Consider the following 21,130-nt stretch of genomic DNA (forward strand, 5'->3'; position numbering starts at 1 on the left):
AAGCGTGGATTTTATTTAATGGTTAAAACCAGGCGTGATTTTATTCGAAATAGACGTCGGGATTATCGGCCAGAGACACGAAGCTCTTGGTGTTTCTATCCAGCGTGCGAATTTCGCCGCTTTCGATGTCGTACACCCAGCCGTGCAGGCGCAGCCCGCTGTTGCGCAGACCCACCGCCACAGAAGGATGGGTTTTGATATTATTTAGCTGAGCAATAACGTTCTCTTCCACCATAGCGTTAACTTTGTCTGTTTCGCTATTCCAGGTTTTCTTCTCGACCACCGCTTTTGCCGCATCGGCATAGTGCAGCCAGTGAGCTACCGCAGGCATAGGGTCGAGGCACTGGCAAGACGCGATAGCCTTCATGGCGCCGCAGTTCGAGTGGCCACAAATCACGATATCGGTAACTCCCAACGCCACCACTGCATACTCGATGGTCGCAGAAACCCCGCCCGGCTCCGGGCCGAAGGAAGGGACGATGTTGCCGGCGTTACGGATAACGAAAAGCTGCCCAGGTTCTTGCTGTGTGACCAGCTCAGGCACTAAACGGCTGTCAGAGCATGAGATAAACAGCGCTTTGGGATTTTGGCTGGAGGCAAGGCTGCGGAACAGTTCCTTGCGCTGCGGGAAAATCTCTTTCTGGAAACTGAGGAAACCTTCAATGATATGTTGCATACAACGCTCTCTGCATCTGTAGTCTGCGTAACATGATAATCATCCTCTCCCGTTAGTCCAGCCATGGGCAGGTAAAAAAATGTGTGTGCAAGCCCCCCGCAAACCCCATTGAATACAGGGCTTCTGCCTGTTGGCGACAGAATTTTCCGGCTTGTTGGCGCGTGGATTGCTGACAAAGCGGACGGCAAGAAATTCGCTGTTATGCCCATTCAGCGCTGACGTACGCGAACATAAAAAAAGCCCGCCGGGGTGATAGCCGGCGGGCTTTTTGACGTCTGGGGCGGCGATTATTTGTAGATAACCGCGGTGGCGTGCATCAGGTTATTGCCGCTGGTGGAGGTGATGGTGAAAGCCTTGGCGCCCGCCGCATCGGCTTTGGCGGCCAGCTGAGACTTCAGGCTGCTCAGGTCGGTTGCGCCGCTGGCGACGATCACGCCGGCTTTTTCGAATTGGGCGGCATCCTGCGCGCTGACGTGTTCAGCGGCGAAAGTGGTGAAAGAAACGGTAGCCAGGGCGATAGCGGCAGCAAAAGTTTTGATGGTTTTCATGTGGGTCATTCCTGTCAAAGTGAATTAGGGAGAAAGGGGTTTGCCTTTCGATGGGAGGATTATTGCGCAGTGACAGGCGGGATGAAATCGGAGAGTGTTGACAGTTTTGTTCAGATTTTTTGATTTTTAATTCCCCCGTTCATCTTCTGCATAAACAGGGGGAGACGATCAGCGCGTTGGGCGCGCCAGATCGAAACGGTGCTGTTCGGAAATGCCATAGTAGGCGGTTGGGCCGCCGGCGCGCAGGATAGGTTCGGCAGCGGCGGTCTGGTAGACGCCGTGTTCGTCCAGCAGCGCCGGATCGAGGTGCACCGCCACCACTTCGCCCAATATCAGCCAGGTCTCCACCTGTTCGCCGGCGGCGGTTTGCAGCTGAATGCACTGGGTCAGGCGGCATTCGAAGTTCACCGGGCTTTCGGCCACGCGCTCGGCTTTGACCCGGCGTCCGGGCAGCGGCGTGACGCCGGCGAAGGCGAATTCATCTTCGCCGCGCGGCAGGTTGATTGCACTGTGGTTCATCGCTTCCGCCAGCGGGCGTGTCGCCAGGTTCCAGACGAACTCACCGGTTTCCACGATATTCGCCACGCTGTCTTTCCAACCGGTGCTGGCGAAACCGATGATCGGCGGGCGATAGTTGAAGCAGTTGAAAAAGCTGTAGGGCGCCAGATTACGCAAGCCGGCGGCGCTGCGGGAAGAGATCCAGCCGATGGGGCGCGGGCCGACGATGGCGTTCAGCGGATCGTGCGGCAGGCCGTGGCCGGCGGCGGGTTCATAATAATAACGAGATTCACGGTTCATGGGAGACCCTGCGGCAATCGATGAAGCTTTCATTGTGCCGGGTTTCCCGCCGCTGCGCCATTGCGGGCCGGATGTGTTATCTTACGCGCCGGAAATCCCTTCAAGAGAGCCCGTCACGGTGGAAAAAAAGAAAACCTTCCCGCAGCAGAAAAGCGGCCTGCATCCGCGCAACCGTCATCGTTCGCGCTACGACTTCCCGGCGCTGATCGCCAGTTGCCCGGCGCTGGCGCCGTTCGTAAAACCGAACGCCTGGGGCGATGTCTCGGTGGACTTCGCCGATCCGGTGGCGGTGAAAATGCTCAACCGTGCGTTGCTGCAACACTTTTACGGCATCGAACACTGGGATATTCCGGCTGATTATCTGTGCCCGCCGATCCCCGGCCGCGCCGACTATCTGCATCACCTGGCGGATCTGCTGGCGACCAGCAACGGCGGCGAGATCCCGCGCGGCAAGGGCGTGGCGATCCTCGACGTCGGCGTCGGCGCCAACTGCATTTACCCGATCGTCGGCCTGCGCGAATACGGTTGGCGTTTCACCGGCTCCGAAATCGATCCGGTGTCGCTCAACTCGGCCAAGATGATCGTCGAGATGAACCCGACGCTGCGCAACAGCGTGCGCCTGCGGCTGCAAAAACAGCCTGAGCTGATTTTCAGCGGCATTATCGGCGCGGCCGAGAAATTCGACGCCACCCTGTGCAACCCGCCGTTCCACGCGTCCGAGCAGGAAGCGCGCGCCAGCACCCGGCGCAAGCTGCATAAACTGGGCAAAGGGGAAGTGGCCGACAAGCCGGTGCAAAACTTCGGCGGCAAGAACAACGAGCTGTGGTGCGAAGGCGGCGAAGAAGCCTTTGTGCGCAAGATGGTGGCAGAGAGCGTCGGCAAGGCCAACAACTGCCTGTGGTTCACCTCGCTCATCTCGAAAAACACCACGTTGCCGGCCATCTACCATGCGTTGAAAGTGGCGGGGGCGGCCGAGGTGCGCACCATCGAGATGGCGCAAGGGCAGAAGATCAGCCGCTTCGTCGCCTGGACCTTCCATAACGCCGAGCAACAGGCCGCCTGGGCAGCCGAACGCTGGCGCTAATCTCCCCGGCGCCGGTTATCCTGCCGGCGCCGACAAAAATCCGCATTTTACCTTTCAATTTTCATCACTTACGTTATTCTCATTACGCATTTAATAATAAAAATCTTAGGTTGTTGGTTTATTTAAATTCGAATAATTACTTTACTGAATAAATAAATTTAATCCGGTTAATAGCAATAACCAGAAGGTTCGGCGCTGCCCGTTCCTTCCGCGATGGCACGTCTGCGTGTGGGCGCGGCATGTGGCCAGACAAAATAAGAAAAGCGCCATCATCTGCCACAAGGACTACACCTTATGCTGTTACGATTCAGTCAGTTAACTACCCACAAAGGCGCCGAGCTGGGCGCGATAGAACACGCCGTTCCCATGATCGTATTCTCGCCCGACGGCACGGTCTTGCGCGCCAACGATCTCTTCCTCAACACGCTGGGATTTCAACGCGATGACGTGATTGGCCGGCATCACCGTATTTTCTGCGATCCGAACTATGTCGCCAGCCCGTTGTACCGCAAGCATTGGGAGACGCTGAATAAGGGGCAACCCATCACGGACACCCTAAAACGCATCGCGAAAAACGGCGAGACGGTATGGCTGCAGGGCACCTACGCGCCGGTGCTGAATAAACAGGGTAAGGTGGTGGAAATCGTCAAGATCGCCAGCGAAGTGACCGAGCGAGTGACCCAGGCGCAGGAACACCGCAGCCTGCTGGCGGCGCTGAATCGATCGATGGCGATGATTTCTTTCACGCCGCAGGGCACCATTGTCAGCGCCAACGACAATATGCTGGCGCTGATGGGCTATCGGCTGGATGAGGCGTGCGGGCAGTCGCATGCGGTGCTGTGCCCGCCGGCGTTCGCCGCTTCCGACGACTATCGGCGGCACTGGCAGCGCCTGGCGCGCGGCGAGTTTATCACCGGGCGTTTTGAGCGCGTCAACCGGCGCGGCGAACGGGTATGGCTGGAGGCCAGTTACAACCCGATCCTCGACAATGAAGGCCAGGTGGTGAAAGTGGTGAAAATTGCCCAGGACATCACCCGATTGATGCAACAGCAGCAGCACGAAGAAGAGATGGTGCGCAACGCGCATCATCTGTCGCTGGATACTGACCGGCAGGCGGCGCAGGGCGCGGTCATCGTGCAGCAGGCGGTGAAGGGCATGCAGCAGGTCGAAGCGGCGGCGCGCGAAACCTCGGACGTGGTCACCGAGCTCGGCAAGTGCTCTCAGCAGATCGGCACCATCGTCGAAGCCATTCGTAAAATCGCCTCCCAAACCAACCTGCTGGCGATTAACGCCTCCATCGAAGCTGCCCACGCCGGTGAGCACGGGCGCGGTTTTGCGGTGGTGGCCAACGAGGTGCGCACGCTGGCGGAACAGTCGCGCAAGGCGGCGACCGAGATCGAACGCATGACCAAGTCTATCCAGCAAGGCGTGGCGGCGGCGATCGCCGGCATGGCGACCTGCGTGGAACAGGCCGGCGGCGGTGTGGCATTGACCCATGACGCCGGAGAAGTGATTAACCAGGTCAATATCGGCATGCATGACGTCGTGAAGCTGATGCAGGCCTTTACCTCGGTGAAGCAGGGCGATGCGCTGCACTGAGTCTGCCGGACGCCGCCTCTGAAAACGAGGCGGCGTTTGCCTCCCCTCACCGATTCCTGCGCCGTTGAGCTGCGGTTCAATTTTACCGGTCTATGCTAGACTTGATGTGAACGAACGTTCGTTCATTAATATCAATTTATGGCGCCAGGCGCCCCCTTCACCGTTTCGGGAACTGACGATGGGAAACCGAGAAAAGATTGTCGAGGCCGCGCTGCACAGCTTTACCCATCAGGGATTTCACCAGACCAGCATGCGGGATATCGCGCAGGCGGCGGGCGTCAGCGTGGGCAACCTCTATAACCATTTTTCCGGCAAGGAGGCGCTGATCGGCGAGATCGCGCTGCTGGAAAACGGCGTATTCGCCGAGTTCGCCGCCGGATTATTGGCCGACAGAAAGCGGCCGAAACAGGCGCTGTCGATTTTTTTCACCGCCTATCATGCCTTTGTCGCCGAACCGGCCAATGTTCAGCTGTCGGCGGAGATCGTGGCGGAGGTGGCGCGCAACCCGGCGTTGGCCGAGCCGTTCAGCGCCAACCAGCGGCAGTTGATTGAGGCGCTGGCGACGGTGATCGCCGAGGCTCAGCAAACCGGTGAAATCGCGGCGGCGATAGCGCCGTTACCGCTCGCGCAGCTGGTGCTGGACGTGATCGAAAGCCAGGCCTGGCGGCAGGCGATCTTTGCGTCGCCTGCACCGGAGGAGACCACGCCGGTGCGGCTGTTGGAACAACTGCTCTACCGGCATCCCTAATCGAGGTGGATATGCTGCACATTGAGCCTTATCGCGACGCTGACCGCCTGCAAACGGCGGCGCTGATCTACGCCGCGTTCTGCGACAAGTTCCAGCGCGCGCGCCGTTTGAGCGCCCGCCGGCAGTGGCGTCTGTTTTATCGGCTGTGGAGTTGGCAGCAAAGCGGCAGCCGGGAGCGTAGCTTCGTGGTGAAACAGGATGAGCAGGTGGTGGCGGCTTTTGCCCTCAATGCGGCCGAGGCAGAGGGCGACGGCGGGCTGCGCCCGCGCGCCTTGCCGATTTGGCGGCTATGCCGCCGCTACGGTTGGCTGAACGTTTGGCGCATGTATCTGCAAATTGTGGTATTGCAGCATACTCCGGCGGCCGATGAGCTGTATCTTTCCTACCTGGCGGTGGCGGAGAGTCAGCGCGGTAAAGGGGTAGGCAGGCGGCTGTTGCAGTGGATGAACGACTACGCCGCCGAACAGGGCGCAGGCCGGCGCCTGAGTCTGCACGTCAGCCGGCGCAACGTCGATGCGCAGCGCCTGTACCGGCGCTGCGGTTTTCTGGTACGGCGCGAAGAGCACTACGCCTTGCTGGGGGTGCTGTTCGGCCAGGCCGATTGGGTATTGATGGAGAAACGCAACGGGGAGGCGATGTGCGCAAAATAGGGCTGTGCCTCGTGGCGCTGGTTTTGGCGGCGCTTGGCTGGGTGATTTACGTCAACGACTTTCGCTTTGTCACCGAACCGGTCACGGTGACCGCCGGCGGCAACCGGCTGAGCGGCACGCTGGTGCTGCCGGAGCATGCGCCGGTCAAACCCGGCGTGGTGGTGTTCATACACGGCGATGGGCCGGCCAACGCCAGCCGCGACGAAGGCTATTACGGCATTTGGGAGGCGATAGCGCAGCAGGGCTATGCGGTTTTATCCTTCGACAAGCCGGGCGTAGGCGGTTCCAGCGGCAACTGGCTGCATCAGACCATGGCGGATCGCGCGCGGGAAACCGCTGATATCATCGACTGGGCCAGACGGGACGGGCGCTTCGATGCGCGCTGCGTGGGGCTGTGGGGCGCTAGCCAGGCGGGATGGGTGATGCCGGAGGTGGCGCGTTTACGGCCTGACATTGCTTTCACTCTTGCACTCTCGCCGGCGATCAACTGGCTGCGGCAAGGGCGCTATAACACCCGGGCGGCGATGGCGGCGGCAGGGGACGATGAAGCGCAGATCCTGGCGCGCGAGGCGCATTGGCGCCATATCCAGACCCTGCTCGAGCAACCGGACGGCTACGCGCAGTACCGTCGCGAGTCTGGCGCCGCCGCATTGAGCGCCGACCGCTGGCGTTTTATCCGCGCCAACATGGCCAGCGACGCGACGGCGGGATTGCGGCATTTCGCCACGCCGGTGCACCTGATCCTGGGCGGGCGCGACGTCAACGTGGACGCGGACGAAACCGAGCGCGTGTATCGGCAAACGATCCCGGCCTCGCTGCTGACGGTGACGCGCATCGACGAGGCCGATCATGTGATGGTCAAGCCGCTGTTCGCCCGCCATCCGTGGCTGATCAACGTGGTGGGCCTGTTTGCCCCGCGCTCGGTGCAATACGACGCCTACCGGCGGGACGTGGCGGCCTTCCTGGCCGCCCATCCTTGCGGCCAGGGGCGTTAGCCTCAGCTCGCGGCAGGCGGCGGCTCTTCATGCGGCTGCGGCGCGCGGGAGATCTGCATCGCCTGCTGCGGCATGCCGATGCCGGCCCGATCGAAATGGATTTTCACCAGCCGATCGAGGGCGTATTGCACCACCCACTGTTTCAGCGCCTGTGTGCGCACCGTCACGCGGGTGGTGAACGAGCGGTCTCCCAGCGCCACCACGCCGTTGAAGACCGGCTCGCCAATCAGGAAATGCTTCACCTGTTCATCTTGCTTCAGCGCCGCGACGGCCTGATGCAGCACCTCATTGACCCGATCGATGTCCTCGTCGCGGCTGACGGTGTAGTTGGCGCGGTATACCCCGAACTCACGCGCATAGTTGGCCAGCGTGGTGATCGAGGAGTACGGCACGATGTGGTAGACGCCGTAGTCGTCGCGCAGGCCGATCGATCGGATGGTCATGCGCTCCACGGTGCCGGTGATGCCGCTGACGGTGACGTACTCGCCGGTGTTCATGCCGTTTTCGAACTGGATGAACACGCCGGTAATCACGTCTTTCACCAGCGTCTGGGCGCCGAAGCTGATGGCCAGCCCCAGCGCGCCGGCGCCCGCCAGCAGCGGCGCGATGTTCAATCCCACCTGCGACAGCACGATCATCACGGTAATGGTGCTGATAACGATAGCCAGCACGTTGCGAAACAGCGTCAGCAGCGTGCGTTCGCGCGCGCTCGGCCGCACGCCGTTGCTCAGCTCCAGCGCCAGACGGTGCTCGATGATGCTGGCCATCAGCGTCCAGCTGAACACGGCGATCAACAGGATCAGCAGGATATGCACCAGCCCGCCGAGCGTCCGCTGGCCATTTTCGCTGCCCGCCCACTGGTACAGGTTGATCAGGTGCCAGGCATCGAGCAGGAACAGCGTCACCGCCAGCACCACCATCACCCGCAGTATCTTCAGCCCGTTGGGGATGTAGGAGTTGATGCGCCGCTCGAGCATCGGGTAGCGCAGATTGACGTCGGTCGGCAGTGAAATGCGGCGGAAAATCCAGCGGGTCAGCATGCCGGACAGCAGCGCGCCGACGCCGACCACCAACAGGCTTTTCACCGTGGCGCTCATCATAAAGCGCAGGCTGTTGCCGATGTCGAACTGGGACAGCACGAACAACACCAGAAAATAGGCGATCGCCAACAGATGCCAGATATGCCCCAGGCCGCGCAGGATCACGCTGAAAAACGCCATCGACCGTTCGGCCAGCAGGTTGATCTGTTGCTGTATCGGCTTGCGGTTGTGCAGGATCAGCCAAATGGCGTACAGCGTCAGCGCCAGCATCACCACCAGGTTGACGGTGGCGGCGGCCGGGTAGCTTATCTGGACCGCCACCACCGGCACCACCACCATCAGGCCGTAGCCGATCAGGCCGCTGAGCCAGGCGAGGCGCGTGTTCCAGTAGTGCGCGCTCCGGTCGCTGAAGGGGAAGGGGCGCAGATAGTCGAAGCGGGGGGCGAAAATCAGCCGCAGCACCGCCTTGAAAAATTCAATCACCGCGAAGGCGCTGAGAAACAGGGTCTGCAGCCGCAGAATGGTGGCGCTGTCGGCGTGGACGTGGCGGGCGAACAGATTGCCCGCCGCCAGCGCCAGCAGCAGTACCAGCAGATCGATGGCGAAAGCGCCGAGAATGGCGGCGGGGCGTTTATACCACGGGCCGCGCTGTAGCCGCGCATTGTGTCCCCAACTGCCCATGCGTTTGTACAGCGGCGCGATCAGCCGCCGGATCAGGTGGAACAGCGCAAAGGTGACCGCCACCGTCAGCAGAAAGTAGCCCAGCGCGCGGAAAAAGCCGGCAGGATTGAAAACGCGCTTCGGGCCGGAGTCGATCAGCTTTTGCAGCGCGCCGAGCTTTTGGTTAAAGGTGCCGATGCCTTCCTGCGCCAGCGAGTTCAGGCTGTCGCTCAGCGTAGCGGGCGTCGATTCCTCCGGCGTTGCCGGCGCGGCGGCGGGGGCGTCGCCGGCGGTCTGTTTCAGGTGGTTGATGAGTTCCGCGCGCGCTTTGTCGTCTTGCAGCAGCTCAGCCAGCGCGGCGTAGGCGGCTTTCTGCTGCTCGCTCTTGTCGGCGGGCGCGGGCGGCGCATTTTGCGCCAGGGCCGGTGGTGCGAAGACGTTCAGGGTCAGCAACAGCAGCAGGAAAAGCAGGTGTTCTCGCAGATGAGAACCTCGTCGGGAGTCTGCGTTTGGCGGCATGGTTCCTCTCTTTGGCGTTCTGTGATCGGCGGATGTAAAAGCAATACGATGAAAAACAATGAATATAGTAGGAAAGGTGGCGCGACGGGGCGTGGGAGAGCGTGCGGAATGAAAGCGGCGGGCGCGTGGTGCGCCCGCCGTTAAACCGCCAGGATCAGGACACGTGCTGCAGGAACTCCTGCAGACGCGGGCTTGGCGGATGATTGATCAGATCGTGCGGGTTGCCGTCTTCGGCAATCCGGCCCTTGTCGATAAAGATCAGGCGCGACGCCACTTTTTCGGCAAAGCCGACTTCATGGGTAACGATGACCATCGTCATGCCTTCCTCGGCCAGATCCTGCATCACCTTCAGCACTTCATGGCGCAGCTCCGGATCGAGCGCGGAGGTCGGCTCGTCGAACAGCATCATTTTCGGCTTCACCGCCAGCGCGCGCGCGATCGCCACGCGCTGCTGCTGGCCGCCCGACAGTTCGGACGGGTAATGGTGGGCGCGCTCCGCCAGACCGACCTTGGCCAGCAGTTCGCGCGCCAGCTTTTCCGCATCGGACTTCTTCGCGCCGCGCACGCGGATCGGGCCGAAGGCGACGTTTTCCAGCGCCGTCAGGTGCGGGAACAGATAGAACTGCTGGAACACCATGCCGGCTTCCTGGCGGATCAGCCGATCGTCCACTTTCGGATCGTTGGCTTTCAGGCCGTCGACGATCAGATCGCCGCTGGTGACTTCTTCCAGCTTGTTGATGCAGCGCAGCAGGGTGGATTTGCCGGAGCCGGACGGCCCAATGATCACCACCACTTCGCCTTTGTCGATCTTCAAATCGATGTTGTGCAGCACCTGGGTTTGGCCAAAATGCTTGGAGACGTTTTTAAATTCAATCACAGGATTTTCATCCTTCTTTCCAGACGACGCAGCACGAAGCTCAGCACCAGGGTAATAATCAGATAGATAACCGCCACGGCGCTCCAGATTTCCAGCGCGCGGAAGTTACCGGCAATAATTTCCTGACCCTGACGGGTCAGCTCCGCCACGCCGATCACGATGAACAGCGAGGTGTCTTTGATGCTGATGATCCACTGGTTGCCCAGCGGCGGCAGCATGCGGCGCAGCGCCAGCGGCATAATGACGTAGCGGATGGTTTCGCGGCGCGACAGGCCGAGCGCCAGGCCGGCCTCGCGGAAACCGTTATGGATAGACAGCACCGCGCCGCGGGTGATTTCCGCGATGTAGGCGCCGGAGTTGATCATGATGGTCACCACCGCCGCGGTGAAAGGATCGATGCGCAAATCGGTGAACGCCATCGGCAAGGCGAAGTAGATGAACATCACCTGCACCACGATCGGCGTGCCGCGGATCACTTCGATAAACACCAACGCGATGTGGTTGGCGATCCAACCGCCGTAGGTGCGGGCAAAGCCGGCGACGAGGCCGATGATCAGGCCGCCAATCAGACCGAGGACCGAAATCCACAGGGTCATTTTGGCGCCCTCTAACAAGATAGGAATGGCGGGCCAGATGGCGCTCCAGTCGAACTGCATGATATTTCTCCCGGTGATCCCAAACGTGGGTATCAGATACAACAAAGCGCAGGGGGTTAAGCGCCCCCTGTGCTTAAGTTAATCGCTTGCCAAATTCACAGCTTACTTAGGTTCGGTGCCGAACCACTTCTTGTAAATCTCGTTATAGGTGCCGTTCTCGCGCAGCGTTTTCAGCGCGCCGTTCACCTTCTCGCGCAGCTCGTCGCTGCCTTTAGGGAAGGCGATGCCATACTGCTGCGCTTCCAGCGAATCGCCGACGGTTTTGAACTTGCCGGCGCCGGCCGTCTTAATGAAGTATAGGATGTTTGGCGTGTCGTGCAGCACCGCGTCGGCGCGCTTGGTGCCCAGTTCCATGTAGGCGTTGTCGATGTTAGGGAACTGACGCAGATCCTTGGTTTTGATGTGCTGCTTGGCGTAATCCACCGAGCCGGTGCCGCTCTTCACCGCCACCACTTTGCCGTTCAGATCGTCGATGCTTTTCACGCTGTTGTTGTCGGCGTTGACCATCACCAGCAGGCCGCTCTTGTAGTAGCCGTCGGAGAAATCGATGGCTTTCTTGCGCTCATCGGTGATGGTGATGCCGGCCAGCGCCAGATCGACGTTTTTGGTCTGCAGCGCCGGAATGATGCCGCCGAAGTCCATCGGTTTCAGGGTGTAGTCCAACTTCAGCTCTTTGGCGACCGCGGCCCACAGGTCGATGTCGAAGCCGACGTATTTGTCGCCTTGCTTGAACTCAAAAGGAACGAAAGCGGTGTCGGTGGCGACCACCAGTTTGTCTGCTGCGTGGGAACTTACGGCAAAGGCCAGAGAGAGTGCGGCCAGGGAGACTTTAAAAATCGACTTCATGAGAGGAATTCCTGTACAGGTTGCGGATTACCCATTTTTTATATTGCAGTTGGTGCCATGAAAAAATCGTGCCATGTTTTCAACTAATATAAAAACAAAGAGTTACTGCGTGATGTTGTGCCGTGACGGCGAATAGTTATGGTTATGCACCACAATGAGGCACCGAAATGGTGCGTAAGAATTATCTTGGTGCACGGGGCTATCATTAACCAAATTTTGGCTGTGAAACAACCGTTCTTTAACGTTTTTGCTTCAATATTGATAACTAACTCTAACTTTCATGATCCATTGACGGTGCAAGGGTGACTGCGAGAGGGGCAAAAGGGGAGCAGATAATGCTAACGCAACTGGCTGTCTTTGCTGCCGCGCCGGTTGTACAGGCTGGTGGCCGCGTGTTTTTTGTCTTGTTCGGCCTGGCAGGCGACGCAAAAACGCACGCCCTTCAGCGCCTTGCGGCGCGCCTCGGGGATCGGTTCTCCGCATTCCTGGCAATAGCGTTCGCTCTCGCCGTGCCCGAGCGCTTCACGCGCGCGCTGCACCGCATCGTCGACGGTGGAATCAATCTGATCTTGTACGGCGCCGTCCGCCGCCCAGCCGCTGGCCATCATCACCTCCTGACAAGGAAACCCTACCGTTTAATATGGGCCGTTTTTTGTACAATGCAACGGTCGCGCAAAAGAAAACAGGCCGGGCAAAGCCCAGCCTGCGCTGCCCGGAACGACGGGCGATCTGCAACGCTTTCGTGTTATTCGATATTGGATTCGATGAACCACAGGAATTTGTCCAGATCGCGCGAGGCGGCGGTGAACATATCGGCGGTGTCTTCGTCTTCCACTTCGGTAATGGCTTTGCGGATGTCATTCGCGACCGCGCCGTAGCGATCGGCCAGCGCTTTCAGGTGCTCTTGCACGCTGTGGATATTGGTCGGGTAGCTTTTCAGCGGCGTGCGATCGTTGACCACCTGTACGGTGCCCAGCGCCACGCCTCCCAGCTGCACCACGCGCTCGGCGAAGGTGTCCTGATGCTCGATGATGGCGGTGCGGAAGCCGTCCAGCATTTCATGCACCGCGATGAAGTTCGCGCCGCGCATGTTCCAGTGCGCCTGTTTGGTGATCAACGAAAGATCGATGAATTGCACGACCTGATGGTTCAGCGCCTTGATGGCGGCCAGTTTAACTTTTTCGTCCAGATCGTTACGGGTATACAGCAGATCAGAAGATTTCGTTTTCACCAGTTTAGCGGTACTCATATCAGATATCCTCTTGATTAGTCGTTGTCCTATTTCGTTACGGGATTAATTATAGCAGGGATGTTTATTTTTGCCGCACGAAAATGGCTATTGCACAAATAGGGGTGGCCTAATGACAATATTTTTATTTGGTTTTTGTCTATTGTGTAATTTTATGAATTTTATTGTTATTTTGTTTTTTATTATTATTTTTTTCAGTGACAATTTATCCCCGTTATCTTATTTTCTGCGGGCGCGCAGGTTTGGTTAAATATCCACTTTGTTATCGTGGTGTTAATGCCAAGCCTATTCAGATTGATAGGCGTAATTGATACGGCTAAAGTATGGAAATTATCCCAGTCTTTATTGGCGAGTGATGAAAATTAACGTCGTCGGCACCAGCGGCAGCGGTAAAAGCACCCTGGCGCGTCAACTGGCGGAACGTCTTGACGTTCCCTATATCGAGATGGACAGACTCTATTGGCGGCCCGAGTGGCAGGGGACGCCCGATGGCGCGTTTCTGGCGCGGCTTGAGCAGACGCTGGCCGAAGCGGGAGGAGGCTGGGTGCTGGACGGCAACTACAGCCGCACGCAACCGATCAAGTGGCGCGAGGTCGATTATATCCTGTGGCTGGACTACGGTTTCTGCCGCACGCTGTGGCAGGCCGTGCGCCGCGCGTGCCGACGCGCGGCCGGCAAAAGCGAGCTGTGGCCGGGCACCGGCAATCGGGAAAGTTTCCGCCGTTCTTTCTTTAGCCGCGAGTCGATCGTGCTGTGGACGATCCGCACTTACTCGAAGAACCGGCGAAAATACCTGGCGGAGATGGCCCGTACCGATATAGGGGGCCGTTTCAAGCGCTTGCGCTCTCCCCGCCAGGCCGCCGATTTTCTACGGACGCTGCCGCAGGCTCACAGCAGCAGGCGGTGATGGATCCTCACCACCGCTTTCTTGATGTGCTGCGGCCGCTGCCACAGGCAGCCGGTCTTATGCGGTTCCATCTGGAAAAAGATCGCGAACATGCCGTGCGTCATGTGAAGGGTTTGCGGGTGGCGTTTGATGTCCAGCAGCAGCAGATCGCTATTTTCTGCATGCGGATGTTCGCGATGCCCGTCGCCCGCCAGGCCGTATTCGATGCGTTCTTCGCCGCTGATCAGCAGATGCAGCGCGATGTACTCCTGATGCATTTCGGCGCGCTTCTCCGCCGCCGGCGCGGTGGTCAGCGTCATCACGTCCATAAAGATGTTGTCGCCGTCGATCGGGTGATGGCCCAGCGCCAGTTCGGGCAGGTCGCATCGGCGCAACTCGGTCAGGGTTGAAACCAGCGCCGGCGCGAGTCCGCGGCCGAAGCGTGGGTTGAACAGGCTGTTGTGAATCACTGTTATTCTCCATGTGAGCGAAAGTCCAAAGAGCCTGCGATACAGGCTAAGGGGAAGTATGCCGATTTGTCACGAGGAAAACAGTTAACCCGCCTGCATTCCGGCGTTGCGGACGGCAGGCGAGTCAGGCGATCAAGAAAGGCTTTCGAGGCGCGGTTTGGGGCGAATGGTCAGGGCGGAACCCATGGAGGCGGCGATAATCGCCGCCAGCGCCAACCATTGCACGCCGCTCAGGTGTTCGCCGAGGAACAGCATGCCGGACAGCGCCGCCATCGCCGGCTCCAGGCTCATTAAGGTGCCGAAAGTGCGCGCCGGAATTTTGGGCAGCGCGATGATCTCCAGCGAATAAGGCAGTGCGGTGGAGAGGATCGCCACCGCCAGCGCCACCGGCAGAATATCGAGGTTGAACAGCACGCTGCCGGTTTGCCAGGCGCCGATCGGGCAGAACACCAGCGCAGCGATCAACGAACCGAGCGCCACCGTGCCGGGGCCGTGATCGCCGCCGGCCTTTTGGCCGAAAATGATATAGACCGCCCAGCAGGCGCCGGCGCCGAGCGCACAGGCGGCGCCGAACGGATCGATCCCGCCTACGCCGTGGCCGAGCGGCAACAGGAACCACAACCCGGCGATCGCCAGCGCCACCCAGAGAAAGTCGATCGGCCGCCGCGACGAGAACATGGCCACCGCCAACGGGCCGGTAAACTCCAGCGCCACGGCGATGCCGAGCGGCACGGTGCGCAGCGAAAGGTAGAACAGGTAGTTCATCGCGCCGAGCGACAGGCCGTAAATCAGCAGTGGCAAGCGGCTGCCGGCGACGATGCGCATACGCCACGGGCGGAAGATAATGAACAGAATCAGGGTGCCGATGAAAAGACGCAGCGTCGTAATGCCTTCCGCGCCCACGATCGGGAACAGGCTTTTGGCCAACGAGGCACCGCTTTGGATAGACACCATGGCGATGATTAACAGACAGATGGGCAGCAGCGCGGAGGGCGCTCTGCCGGAAGTAGATAACGACATCCTTAACGGGCCTTTTTTGCGCCGTTCCTCAGCCTTGAGAAAACGGTCGAAACGGGGATGCGAGCAGTGTAAATGAAATGGCGAAAATCTGTCTGAGAAAAGCGCGCATCGCGGTGAAATCCGCCGATCCTCGGATGAGATGTGGCGGATTTGGTCAAAAAGTGCGCTTTTTCTTAAGAATTATCTGGATATTAAATTGGTGATTTTTGTCACAGAAAGCCGTAGAATACGGCCGAAAATAGAGCGAAAAGAAGCAGATACACTGTTCTTGAAATCTTCTGTTACACGATATAAAGCATTAGACACTCATTTCAAGGCAGAGTTTCACGCTAATTTTTGTTATATTTTCAAAGCATGAACAAATGGATGTACTTAATAATAAAACGCGTTTGAGGTGGTTATGAAAAAAATTGCATGTCTTTCCGCAGTAGCAGCTTGCGTATTAGCAGTTAGCGCAGGTACCGCATTCGCTGGTCAGAGCACCGTATCCGCTGGCTATGCGCAGGGTGATCTCCAAGGCGTTGCTAACAAGGCCAACGGTTTCAACCTGAAATACCGTTACGAGTTCGACAACAACCCACTGGGTGTGATCGGCTCCTTCACCCACCTGGAAAAAAATCGTTCTGAAAGCGGTTTCTACAAGAAATCTCAGTACGATTCCATCACCGCAGGTCCAGCTTACCGCTTCAACGACTGGGCGAGCATCTACGGTGTGATCGGTGTTGGCTACGGCAAAAACATCGACAACGCCCAGGCTGGCGGTAACAAAGGTGGCAACAGCGACTACGGCTTCACCTACGGTGCAGGTCTGCAGTTCAACCCAATCGAAAACGTTGCCCTGGACGTTGGCTACGAGCAGAGCCGCATCCGCAGCGTGGACGTTGGCAGCTGGAACGTTGGCGTAGGCTACCGCTTCTAAGATTTCTTCATGCCTGCGGGCGTGAATGCGCGGCACAGGTTGCCGCGCGGATAAAAAATCCGCCTTCGGGCGGATTTTTTTTATCTGTCATTAGCCGCTGCGCCCCGTAGGCTGCGTCGAAAAGCGCGCGCTGCGGGCATCGCGCTCATAGCCTTGCGGTTCGGTCAGTAAACCGTACAGCTCGGGGCGGCGTCCGTAAATCCAGCGGCGTCCGGTACTGAGCGGGATCAGCGTCAGATCGAGATCGGCACTGACCAGCCGGTCTTCCGCCGCCCAGGTCTCCGCTACGATGCGGCCGTAGGGATCGAGGATCATCGCATTGCCGGTGCGTACCTCATCGTCATCGCGGCCCACGCCGTTGCTGAATAACAAAAACAGCCCGTTGTCATGAGCGCGCGAGGGCAGCCAGCGCATCAGCCAGCCGCGGCCGTGTTCGCCGCGAAAGGCGGCCTCTATCGCCTGCGGATCTTCCGCTCGCCGCTGCCACAGCGCCTGTGGGATCGGCTTCATGCCGTGCGGGCTGCGCGAATGGGTGCCGCCGGTCTGGTGCGGGGCCATCAACACCTCCGCGCCCAGCAGCGCCGTCGCGCGCACATTCTCCACCAGATTGTTGTCCCAACAGATCAATACGCCCACGCGCACGCCCCAGGGAGTGTCGAACACCGTATAGCGATCGCCGCTGGCGATAGCCGGGTGTTCGAAGGCGTGCAGTTTACGGTGCACATGCAGCGCGCCGTCCGGCAGGCATACGGCGTAGGCGTTGTAGCAACGGCCGTCGTCGCCCAGTTCGATCAGCCCGACGCCGATCGCCATATTGTAACGCTCAGCCAGCGGGCGAATGCGCGCCAGCGAAGGGCTGGACGCGATCGGTTCCGCCAGCGCCCGCACTTCGGCGGCGGACAGATGGCGCACGTGCCAATAGCCGGTGATACACATTTCCGGGAAGGCCAGCAGCTGTACCTGCTGCTCGGCCGCCTGAGCGATAAAGCGCTCGATAGTCGACAGGTTGTAATTCTTATCGTTGGCGCGATGCTGGAATTGCACCGTGGCGGCGCGTAATGAGATGGTCATGGTGTCTCTCCGATTAGGGTCTGCGTTGATTACAGCAGGTGGTTTGATTACTGTATAATCAATTAAATTCCCTATTCGATAACCTAATGGAATGGATATAAAACAACTGCGCGCCCTGGTGGCGCTGGCTGAACAGGGCAACTATCGGCAGGCGGCGAGCCGGCTATGCATCAGCCAACCGGCGCTGAGCAAGCAAATTCAGGCGCTGGAAACCCAGCTCGGCGTTCGAGTGTTCGAGCGTGGCCGACAGGGGGCGGTGCTCACCGCCGGCGGGCAGCGGCTCTACCCGGAAGCGCAGGCGCTGGTGGAGCAGTACCAGCAGTTTCAGCGGCGCGCGCGGCGGGTGGCGCTCGGGGAAGCGGGGCGGCTGGCGCTGGGGTTTGGCCTTTCCAGCTTTCATCTGGCGCCGCAGCTGGTGGCAGCCTTTCGCCAACGGTTTCCCGAGGTGGCGATCGGCCTGGAGGACTTGCCGTCGGAACGCCAGTATCAGCTGTTGCTGCAGGGAGAGTTGCAGGCGGGGTTCGTGCGCTTGCCGGTCAATACGCCGCTGTGCGGCGTGGCATTGCTGAGCGATCGGTTGGTGCTGGCCGCGCCGGGCGCGCTGGCGCTGCGCGCCGACGATCTGATGGCGCGTTTCAATCAGCTGCCGCTGTTGCAGTTGACTCCTAAACGCGGGCGCGGGCTCAGCGATCAGTCGCTGCGGTTTATCGCCGCCCACCGGTTGACGCCGAACGTGGTGCAGCAGGCCGGCGATATCCAGACGTTGCTGGCGCTGGTTGCCGCCGGCGTCGGTGTCGCGCTGCTGCCGCACAGCATCACGCATATCGCGCCGGCCGGCATCGACATTTTACCGCTGAGCGGCGAGGAGACGGAGTGGCAGGTCGGTATCGCCTGGGATCCGCAGCGCGCCGATGCGCTGCGGGACAACTTCATTCAGACGGCGTTGGCGGCGCAACGCACTTAGGCATTCAAAGCGGGCAATGCATCACGACGATCGGGCTCTGGTGATACTCGCTGCGGTGGCTTTCGCTAAAGCCGACTTTTTTCGCCAGCGCCAGCGAAGCCTGGTTTTCCGGTGAGATGATGCAGACGGTTTGCTTGCCAGGCAGGTGCGTTTTACCCCAGGCCAGCGCCGCCCGCAGCGCCTCGGTGGCGTAGCCTTTGCCGTGCGCCGAGCTCACCAGCGTCCAGCCCATTTCCGGCGCGTCGAGCGCCGGGGTGATGTCGCGCAGGAAGTTGGAGAAGCCGATGCTGCCGAGATACTCGCCGCTCTGTTTGTCACGCACCGCCCAATACCCGTATCCCAACAGCGCCCAGTGGCCGACGTAGCGCATCAGGCGCCCCCAGGAGTCTTCCCGGTCGCGCGGCGTGCCGCCGATATAGCGCACCACCAGCGGATCGGCCCACAGAGCGGCCAGCGAGTCGAAGTCGTCCAGCGTGTGCGCGTCCAGCCGCAGGCGTTCGGTGATAAGCGTTGGCGCGGTGTTGATTACGGTCATGTTGCTGCTCCTGCACAGGGTGAAAGGCGATGAAAAACAACGGCGTTCAGTATGCCAGAGAAATCACACCACCAGCCACAACAGCCAGGTGAACAGAAAGCCGCTCAGGCCGAGCAGGGTGGTCAGCACCGTCCAGGTCTTCAGGCCGTCGGCCACCGACAGCCCCAGATAGCGCGTGACGATCCAAAAACCGGAGTCGTTGACGTGGGAAAGCCCCAGCCCGCCAAAACAGGTCGCCAGCGTCACCAGCACCAGCTGCAGCTGATTCAACCCGCTGACCGCTTCCGACAACAGGCCGCCGGTGGTCAGGATCGCCACGGTGGCGGAACCCTGCGAAGCGCGCAGCGCCAGCGAAATGATAAACGCGGCGGGCACCAGCGGCAGGCCGATGGCCGTCAGCACTTCGGCCAGCGCCTTGCCGACGCCGGATTCCACCAGCACCTTGCCGAACACGCCGCCCGCGCCGGTCACCAGGATCACCACCGCGGCGGTTGGCAGCGCGGCGCCCATCACGTCACCGGCGTGTTGCAGGCTCCAGCCGCGGCGCAGCGCCAGGAAGTAGAAGGCCAGCAGCAGGGCTATCATCAGCGCCACCGCTGGCGACCCCAGCAACGACAGCGCATCGCGCAGCGCCGAGCCTGCCGGCAACAGCGTGGCGGAGACGGTGCCGAGCATGATGATGGCGATCGGGATGACGATCAGCGCCGCCACCAGGCCAGCGCCGGGCGGGTTGATGCGATCGCTGAGCGGCGCTCGCCCTTCCGGCCGCGGCTCCGGCGCCGCCAGCTGCAGCTGTTCCAGCACCTCTATCGATAACGGATAGGTTTTGCGGTTGAGGTAGTTGGCGGCGAAATAGCCGATCGCGCCGACCGGAATACAGATCGCGAGGCCGATGATGGTCAGCCAACCGATGTCGGCGTTGAGCAGGCCGGCGGCGGCGACCGGGCCGGGGTGCGGCGGCAGCGCGACGTGTACCGTTAACATCACGCCGGCCATCGGCAGGCCGAACTTCAGCGGCGACACTTTGGCGACCTTGGCGAAGCCGTAAATAATCGGCGCCAGAATGATAAAGCCGACATCGAAGAATACCGGAATGCCGAGGATAAATGCGGCGAGGGTCAGCGCGGCGACGGTATGTTTCGGCCCCAGCCCCTGGCTGAAACGTTGCGCCAGCGACTCGGCGCCGCCCGAGTGTTCGATCATGCGCCCGAGCATCGCCCCCAGACCGATGATGATGGTTACCGAGCCGAGCACGCCGCCCATCCCGGCAGTCATCACTTTCATCACTTCACCGGTCGGAATGCCGCTGGCCAACGCCACCAGCAGACTGACCACCAACAGCGCGACAAAGGGTTGCACCTTCGCCTTAATCACCATCAATAACAGCAGCACCACGCCGAGTACGGCAATCAGCAACAGCAGAGAGGTAGACATGAAAAAAGCCTTTCGTTGGGTAAGCGTTGGGCACCGCGATCGCCGCGTGGCGATACGGGTGCGTTTCATTGTTATAAAATCGTTTTCCTGGTGTCGGCGTGCGACGTTAGCGGTAAGGCTTCAGCCAGCCGAGCCCGGCGGCGGTGTCGCCGCGCGGCCGATATTCGCAACCGATCCAGCCCTGATAGCCGAGCGCATCCAGCCTGTCGAACAGCCATGGGTAATTCAGTTCGCCCTCGTCCGGTTCGTGACGATCCGGCACTGAGGCTATCTGGATATGCGCGTAGCGCCCGGCCAGCGTCTCCAGCAGCCCGCTGATATTGCCGTCCACTAACTGCGCGTGGAAAAAGTCGAACTGAATGAACACGTTCGGTCTCTCGATCGCCGTCACCACCTCCGCCGCCTGATGTTGACTGGCGAACAGGTAGTCGGGCTTGACCGGTGGGCTGAGCGCTTCGATCAGCACCTTGACGCCGTGCGGGGCGAAGGCGTCGGCGGCATAGCGCGCATTGGCGATAAAGGTGTCGAGATAACGTTGCCGATCCGCGCCCGCGGGCACCACGCCGGCCATCAGGTGCACGCAGGGACAGGAAAGGGCGATGGCGTAGGCCAGCGCGCGATCGATATCAGCGCGCGCATCTTGCTCGCGGCCCGGCAGCGCCGCCAGCCCCCATTCGCCGGCGGCGACATCGCCGGGCGCGGTATTGAACAGCACCTGTTGCAGGCCGTGTTCGCGCAGCTTTTCGGCCAACAGCTCGGCGGGATGCTCGTAAGGGAACAGGAATTCCACCGCGCTGAAGCCCTGTGCGGCAGCGGCAGCGAAGCGCTCTAGGAACGGCACTTCGTTAAACATCATCGATAAATTGGCGGCAAATTTAGGCATGGG

General features: G+C 60.2%; 23 protein-coding genes. 8 read left to right on the forward strand and 15 right to left on the reverse strand.

Annotated features, from left to right (window positions below):
- Nucleotides 1-40: 40 nt before the first annotated feature.
- The 3 genes from GT753_RS02960 to GT753_RS02970 all read right to left on the reverse strand — a co-directional run bounded on the left by GT753_RS02960 (nt 41) and on the right by GT753_RS02970 (nt 2,022).
- Nucleotides 41-676, reverse strand: coding sequence for a carbonic anhydrase (locus GT753_RS02960; RefSeq protein WP_004939270.1), 636 nt, complete (start codon nt 674-676; stop codon nt 41-43).
- 287 nt (nt 677-963) lie between these two features.
- Nucleotides 964-1,224 carry a YdgH/BhsA/McbA-like domain containing protein gene (locus tag GT753_RS02965; RefSeq protein ID WP_015377148.1) on the reverse strand — a complete coding sequence of 87 codons (261 nt, stop codon included), beginning with the start codon at nt 1,222-1,224 and terminating at the stop codon, nt 964-966.
- Nucleotides 1,225-1,392: 168 nt separating this feature from the next.
- Complete coding sequence (locus tag GT753_RS02970; protein ID WP_015377149.1) at nt 1,393-2,022, reverse strand: flavin reductase family protein; 630 nt, start codon at nt 2,020-2,022, stop codon at nt 1,393-1,395.
- Nucleotides 2,023-2,140: 118 nt separating this feature from the next.
- On the opposite strand from GT753_RS02970, the gene rlmF reads away from it, so the two are divergent.
- The 5 genes from rlmF (at nt 2,141) to GT753_RS02995 (ending at nt 7,098) form a co-directional block, all read left to right on the forward strand.
- Nucleotides 2,141-3,106 carry a 23S rRNA (adenine(1618)-N(6))-methyltransferase RlmF gene (gene rlmF, locus GT753_RS02975; RefSeq protein ID WP_174242099.1) on the forward strand — a complete coding sequence of 322 codons (966 nt, stop codon included), beginning with the start codon at nt 2,141-2,143 and terminating at the stop codon, nt 3,104-3,106.
- Between the two features lie 294 nt (nt 3,107-3,400).
- Nucleotides 3,401-4,705: a PAS domain-containing methyl-accepting chemotaxis protein gene (locus GT753_RS02980; protein WP_015377151.1), complete on the forward strand. Its 1,305-nt coding sequence runs from the start codon at nt 3,401-3,403 to the stop codon at nt 4,703-4,705.
- A 178-nt stretch (nt 4,706-4,883) separates the two neighbouring features.
- Entirely contained in the window at nt 4,884-5,453 is a 570-nt protein-coding gene (locus GT753_RS02985) for a TetR/AcrR family transcriptional regulator (protein ID WP_004939249.1), read from the forward strand.
- Nucleotides 5,454-5,464: 11 nt separating this feature from the next.
- Complete coding sequence (locus GT753_RS02990) at nt 5,465-6,103, forward strand: GNAT family N-acetyltransferase (protein ID WP_160125252.1); 639 nt, start codon at nt 5,465-5,467, stop codon at nt 6,101-6,103.
- Nucleotides 6,091-7,098: a S9 family peptidase gene (locus tag GT753_RS02995; RefSeq protein ID WP_075686543.1), complete on the forward strand. Its 1,008-nt coding sequence runs from the start codon at nt 6,091-6,093 to the stop codon at nt 7,096-7,098. Before GT753_RS02990 ends, GT753_RS02995 begins: the two co-directional genes overlap by 13 nt.
- A gap of 2 nt (nt 7,099-7,100) precedes the next feature.
- Here the strand turns inward: GT753_RS02995 and ybiO are convergent, their stop codons facing one another.
- From ybiO to dps, 6 genes are all read right to left on the reverse strand, one after another.
- Nucleotides 7,101-9,317 carry a mechanosensitive channel protein gene (gene ybiO / locus GT753_RS03000; protein WP_015377154.1) on the reverse strand — a complete coding sequence of 739 codons (2,217 nt, stop codon included), beginning with the start codon at nt 9,315-9,317 and terminating at the stop codon, nt 7,101-7,103.
- Between the two features lie 154 nt (nt 9,318-9,471).
- On the reverse strand, nt 9,472-10,194 hold the full coding sequence (gene glnQ, locus GT753_RS03005) for a glutamine ABC transporter ATP-binding protein GlnQ (protein WP_004939230.1): 723 nt from the start codon (nt 10,192-10,194) through the stop codon (nt 9,472-9,474).
- Nucleotides 10,191-10,850, reverse strand: coding sequence for a glutamine ABC transporter permease GlnP (gene glnP, locus GT753_RS03010; RefSeq protein WP_004939229.1), 660 nt, complete (start codon nt 10,848-10,850; stop codon nt 10,191-10,193). The genes glnQ and glnP overlap by 4 nt, the downstream gene beginning before the upstream one ends.
- A 102-nt stretch (nt 10,851-10,952) precedes the next feature.
- Nucleotides 10,953-11,696: a glutamine ABC transporter substrate-binding protein GlnH gene (gene glnH, locus GT753_RS03015; RefSeq protein WP_004939223.1), complete on the reverse strand. Its 744-nt coding sequence runs from the start codon at nt 11,694-11,696 to the stop codon at nt 10,953-10,955.
- A 338-nt stretch (nt 11,697-12,034) separates the two neighbouring features.
- Complete coding sequence (locus GT753_RS03020; protein WP_015377155.1) at nt 12,035-12,301, reverse strand: DksA/TraR family C4-type zinc finger protein; 267 nt, start codon at nt 12,299-12,301, stop codon at nt 12,035-12,037.
- A 140-nt stretch (nt 12,302-12,441) separates the two neighbouring features.
- Entirely contained in the window at nt 12,442-12,945 is a 504-nt protein-coding gene (dps, locus tag GT753_RS03025; RefSeq protein WP_004939215.1) for a DNA starvation/stationary phase protection protein Dps, read from the reverse strand.
- A 355-nt stretch (nt 12,946-13,300) separates the two neighbouring features.
- On the opposite strand from dps, the gene GT753_RS03030 reads away from it, so the two are divergent.
- The gene (locus GT753_RS03030) at nt 13,301-13,852 is read left to right on the forward strand and encodes a shikimate kinase (protein ID WP_160125253.1); all 552 of its coding nucleotides are present in this window, start codon (nt 13,301-13,303) and stop codon (nt 13,850-13,852) included.
- On the opposite strand, the gene nanQ is transcribed toward GT753_RS03030, so the two are convergent.
- Nucleotides 13,834-14,301, reverse strand: a complete 468-nt coding sequence (nanQ, locus tag GT753_RS03035; RefSeq protein WP_015377157.1) for an N-acetylneuraminate anomerase — start codon at nt 14,299-14,301, stop codon at nt 13,834-13,836. The two genes, GT753_RS03030 and nanQ, sit on opposite strands and share 19 nt — an antisense overlap.
- Before the next feature lie 132 nt (nt 14,302-14,433).
- Nucleotides 14,434-15,321, reverse strand: coding sequence for a threonine/homoserine exporter RhtA (gene rhtA / locus GT753_RS03040; protein WP_004939202.1), 888 nt, complete (start codon nt 15,319-15,321; stop codon nt 14,434-14,436).
- Nucleotides 15,322-15,721: 400 nt separating this feature from the next.
- Between rhtA and ompX the strand changes: the two genes are divergently transcribed.
- On the forward strand, nt 15,722-16,240 hold the full coding sequence (gene ompX / locus GT753_RS03045) for an outer membrane protein OmpX (protein WP_004939201.1): 519 nt from the start codon (nt 15,722-15,724) through the stop codon (nt 16,238-16,240).
- A 90-nt stretch (nt 16,241-16,330) separates the two neighbouring features.
- On the opposite strand, the gene GT753_RS03050 is transcribed toward ompX, so the two are convergent.
- Nucleotides 16,331-17,311, reverse strand: coding sequence for a nitrilase family protein (locus GT753_RS03050; RefSeq protein ID WP_015377158.1), 981 nt, complete (start codon nt 17,309-17,311; stop codon nt 16,331-16,333).
- 91 nt (nt 17,312-17,402) lie between these two features.
- Between GT753_RS03050 and GT753_RS03055 the strand changes: the two genes are divergently transcribed.
- On the forward strand, nt 17,403-18,275 hold the full coding sequence (locus GT753_RS03055; RefSeq protein WP_021504266.1) for a LysR family transcriptional regulator: 873 nt from the start codon (nt 17,403-17,405) through the stop codon (nt 18,273-18,275).
- Nucleotides 18,276-18,279: 4 nt separating this feature from the next.
- Here the strand turns inward: GT753_RS03055 and GT753_RS03060 are convergent, their stop codons facing one another.
- From GT753_RS03060 to otnI, 3 genes are all read right to left on the reverse strand, one after another.
- Nucleotides 18,280-18,810: a GNAT family N-acetyltransferase gene (locus GT753_RS03060; RefSeq protein ID WP_004939196.1), complete on the reverse strand. Its 531-nt coding sequence runs from the start codon at nt 18,808-18,810 to the stop codon at nt 18,280-18,282.
- Nucleotides 18,811-18,873: 63 nt separating this feature from the next.
- On the reverse strand, nt 18,874-20,244 hold the full coding sequence (locus tag GT753_RS03065; RefSeq protein WP_160125254.1) for a GntP family transporter: 1,371 nt from the start codon (nt 20,242-20,244) through the stop codon (nt 18,874-18,876).
- Nucleotides 20,245-20,350: 106 nt separating this feature from the next.
- Complete coding sequence (gene otnI / locus GT753_RS03070; RefSeq protein WP_075685813.1) at nt 20,351-21,127, reverse strand: 2-oxo-tetronate isomerase; 777 nt, start codon at nt 21,125-21,127, stop codon at nt 20,351-20,353.
- Nucleotides 21,128-21,130: the final 3 nt, after the last annotated feature.

It is taken from the genome of Serratia sp. Z4 (assembly GCF_009900725.1).
In the GTDB taxonomy this organism is placed as follows: domain Bacteria; phylum Pseudomonadota; class Gammaproteobacteria; order Enterobacterales; family Enterobacteriaceae; genus Serratia; species Serratia nematodiphila.

Coding starts and splice junctions, on each gene's coding strand:
- GT753_RS03050 (WP_015377158.1), bottom strand. CDS start 17,311: ATGACCATCTCATTACGCGCCGCCACGGTGCAATTCCAGCATCGCGCC.
- ybiO (WP_015377154.1), bottom strand. CDS start 9,317: ATGCCGCCAAACGCAGACTCCCGACGAGGTTCTCATCTGCGAGAACAC.
- GT753_RS03060 (WP_004939196.1), bottom strand. CDS start 18,810: ATGACCGTAATCAACACCGCGCCAACGCTTATCACCGAACGCCTGCGG.
- GT753_RS02965 (WP_015377148.1), bottom strand. CDS start 1,224: ATGAAAACCATCAAAACTTTTGCTGCCGCTATCGCCCTGGCTACCGTT.
- GT753_RS03030 (WP_160125253.1), top strand. CDS start 13,301: ATGAAAATTAACGTCGTCGGCACCAGCGGCAGCGGTAAAAGCACCCTG.
- GT753_RS03065 (WP_160125254.1), bottom strand. CDS start 20,244: ATGTCTACCTCTCTGCTGTTGCTGATTGCCGTACTCGGCGTGGTGCTG.
- GT753_RS02985 (WP_004939249.1), top strand. CDS start 4,884: ATGGGAAACCGAGAAAAGATTGTCGAGGCCGCGCTGCACAGCTTTACC.
- GT753_RS02970 (WP_015377149.1), bottom strand. CDS start 2,022: ATGAACCGTGAATCTCGTTATTATTATGAACCCGCCGCCGGCCACGGC.
- rhtA (WP_004939202.1), bottom strand. CDS start 15,321: ATGTCGTTATCTACTTCCGGCAGAGCGCCCTCCGCGCTGCTGCCCATC.
- GT753_RS03055 (WP_021504266.1), top strand. CDS start 17,403: ATGGATATAAAACAACTGCGCGCCCTGGTGGCGCTGGCTGAACAGGGC.
- GT753_RS02960 (WP_004939270.1), bottom strand. CDS start 676: ATGCAACATATCATTGAAGGTTTCCTCAGTTTCCAGAAAGAGATTTTC.
- dps (WP_004939215.1), bottom strand. CDS start 12,945: ATGAGTACCGCTAAACTGGTGAAAACGAAATCTTCTGATCTGCTGTAT.
- GT753_RS03020 (WP_015377155.1), bottom strand. CDS start 12,301: ATGGCCAGCGGCTGGGCGGCGGACGGCGCCGTACAAGATCAGATTGAT.
- glnH (WP_004939223.1), bottom strand. CDS start 11,696: ATGAAGTCGATTTTTAAAGTCTCCCTGGCCGCACTCTCTCTGGCCTTT.
- ompX (WP_004939201.1), top strand. CDS start 15,722: ATGAAAAAAATTGCATGTCTTTCCGCAGTAGCAGCTTGCGTATTAGCA.
- GT753_RS02990 (WP_160125252.1), top strand. CDS start 5,465: ATGCTGCACATTGAGCCTTATCGCGACGCTGACCGCCTGCAAACGGCG.
- GT753_RS02980 (WP_015377151.1), top strand. CDS start 3,401: ATGCTGTTACGATTCAGTCAGTTAACTACCCACAAAGGCGCCGAGCTG.
- glnP (WP_004939229.1), bottom strand. CDS start 10,850: ATGCAGTTCGACTGGAGCGCCATCTGGCCCGCCATTCCTATCTTGTTA.
- otnI (WP_075685813.1), bottom strand. CDS start 21,127: ATGCCTAAATTTGCCGCCAATTTATCGATGATGTTTAACGAAGTGCCG.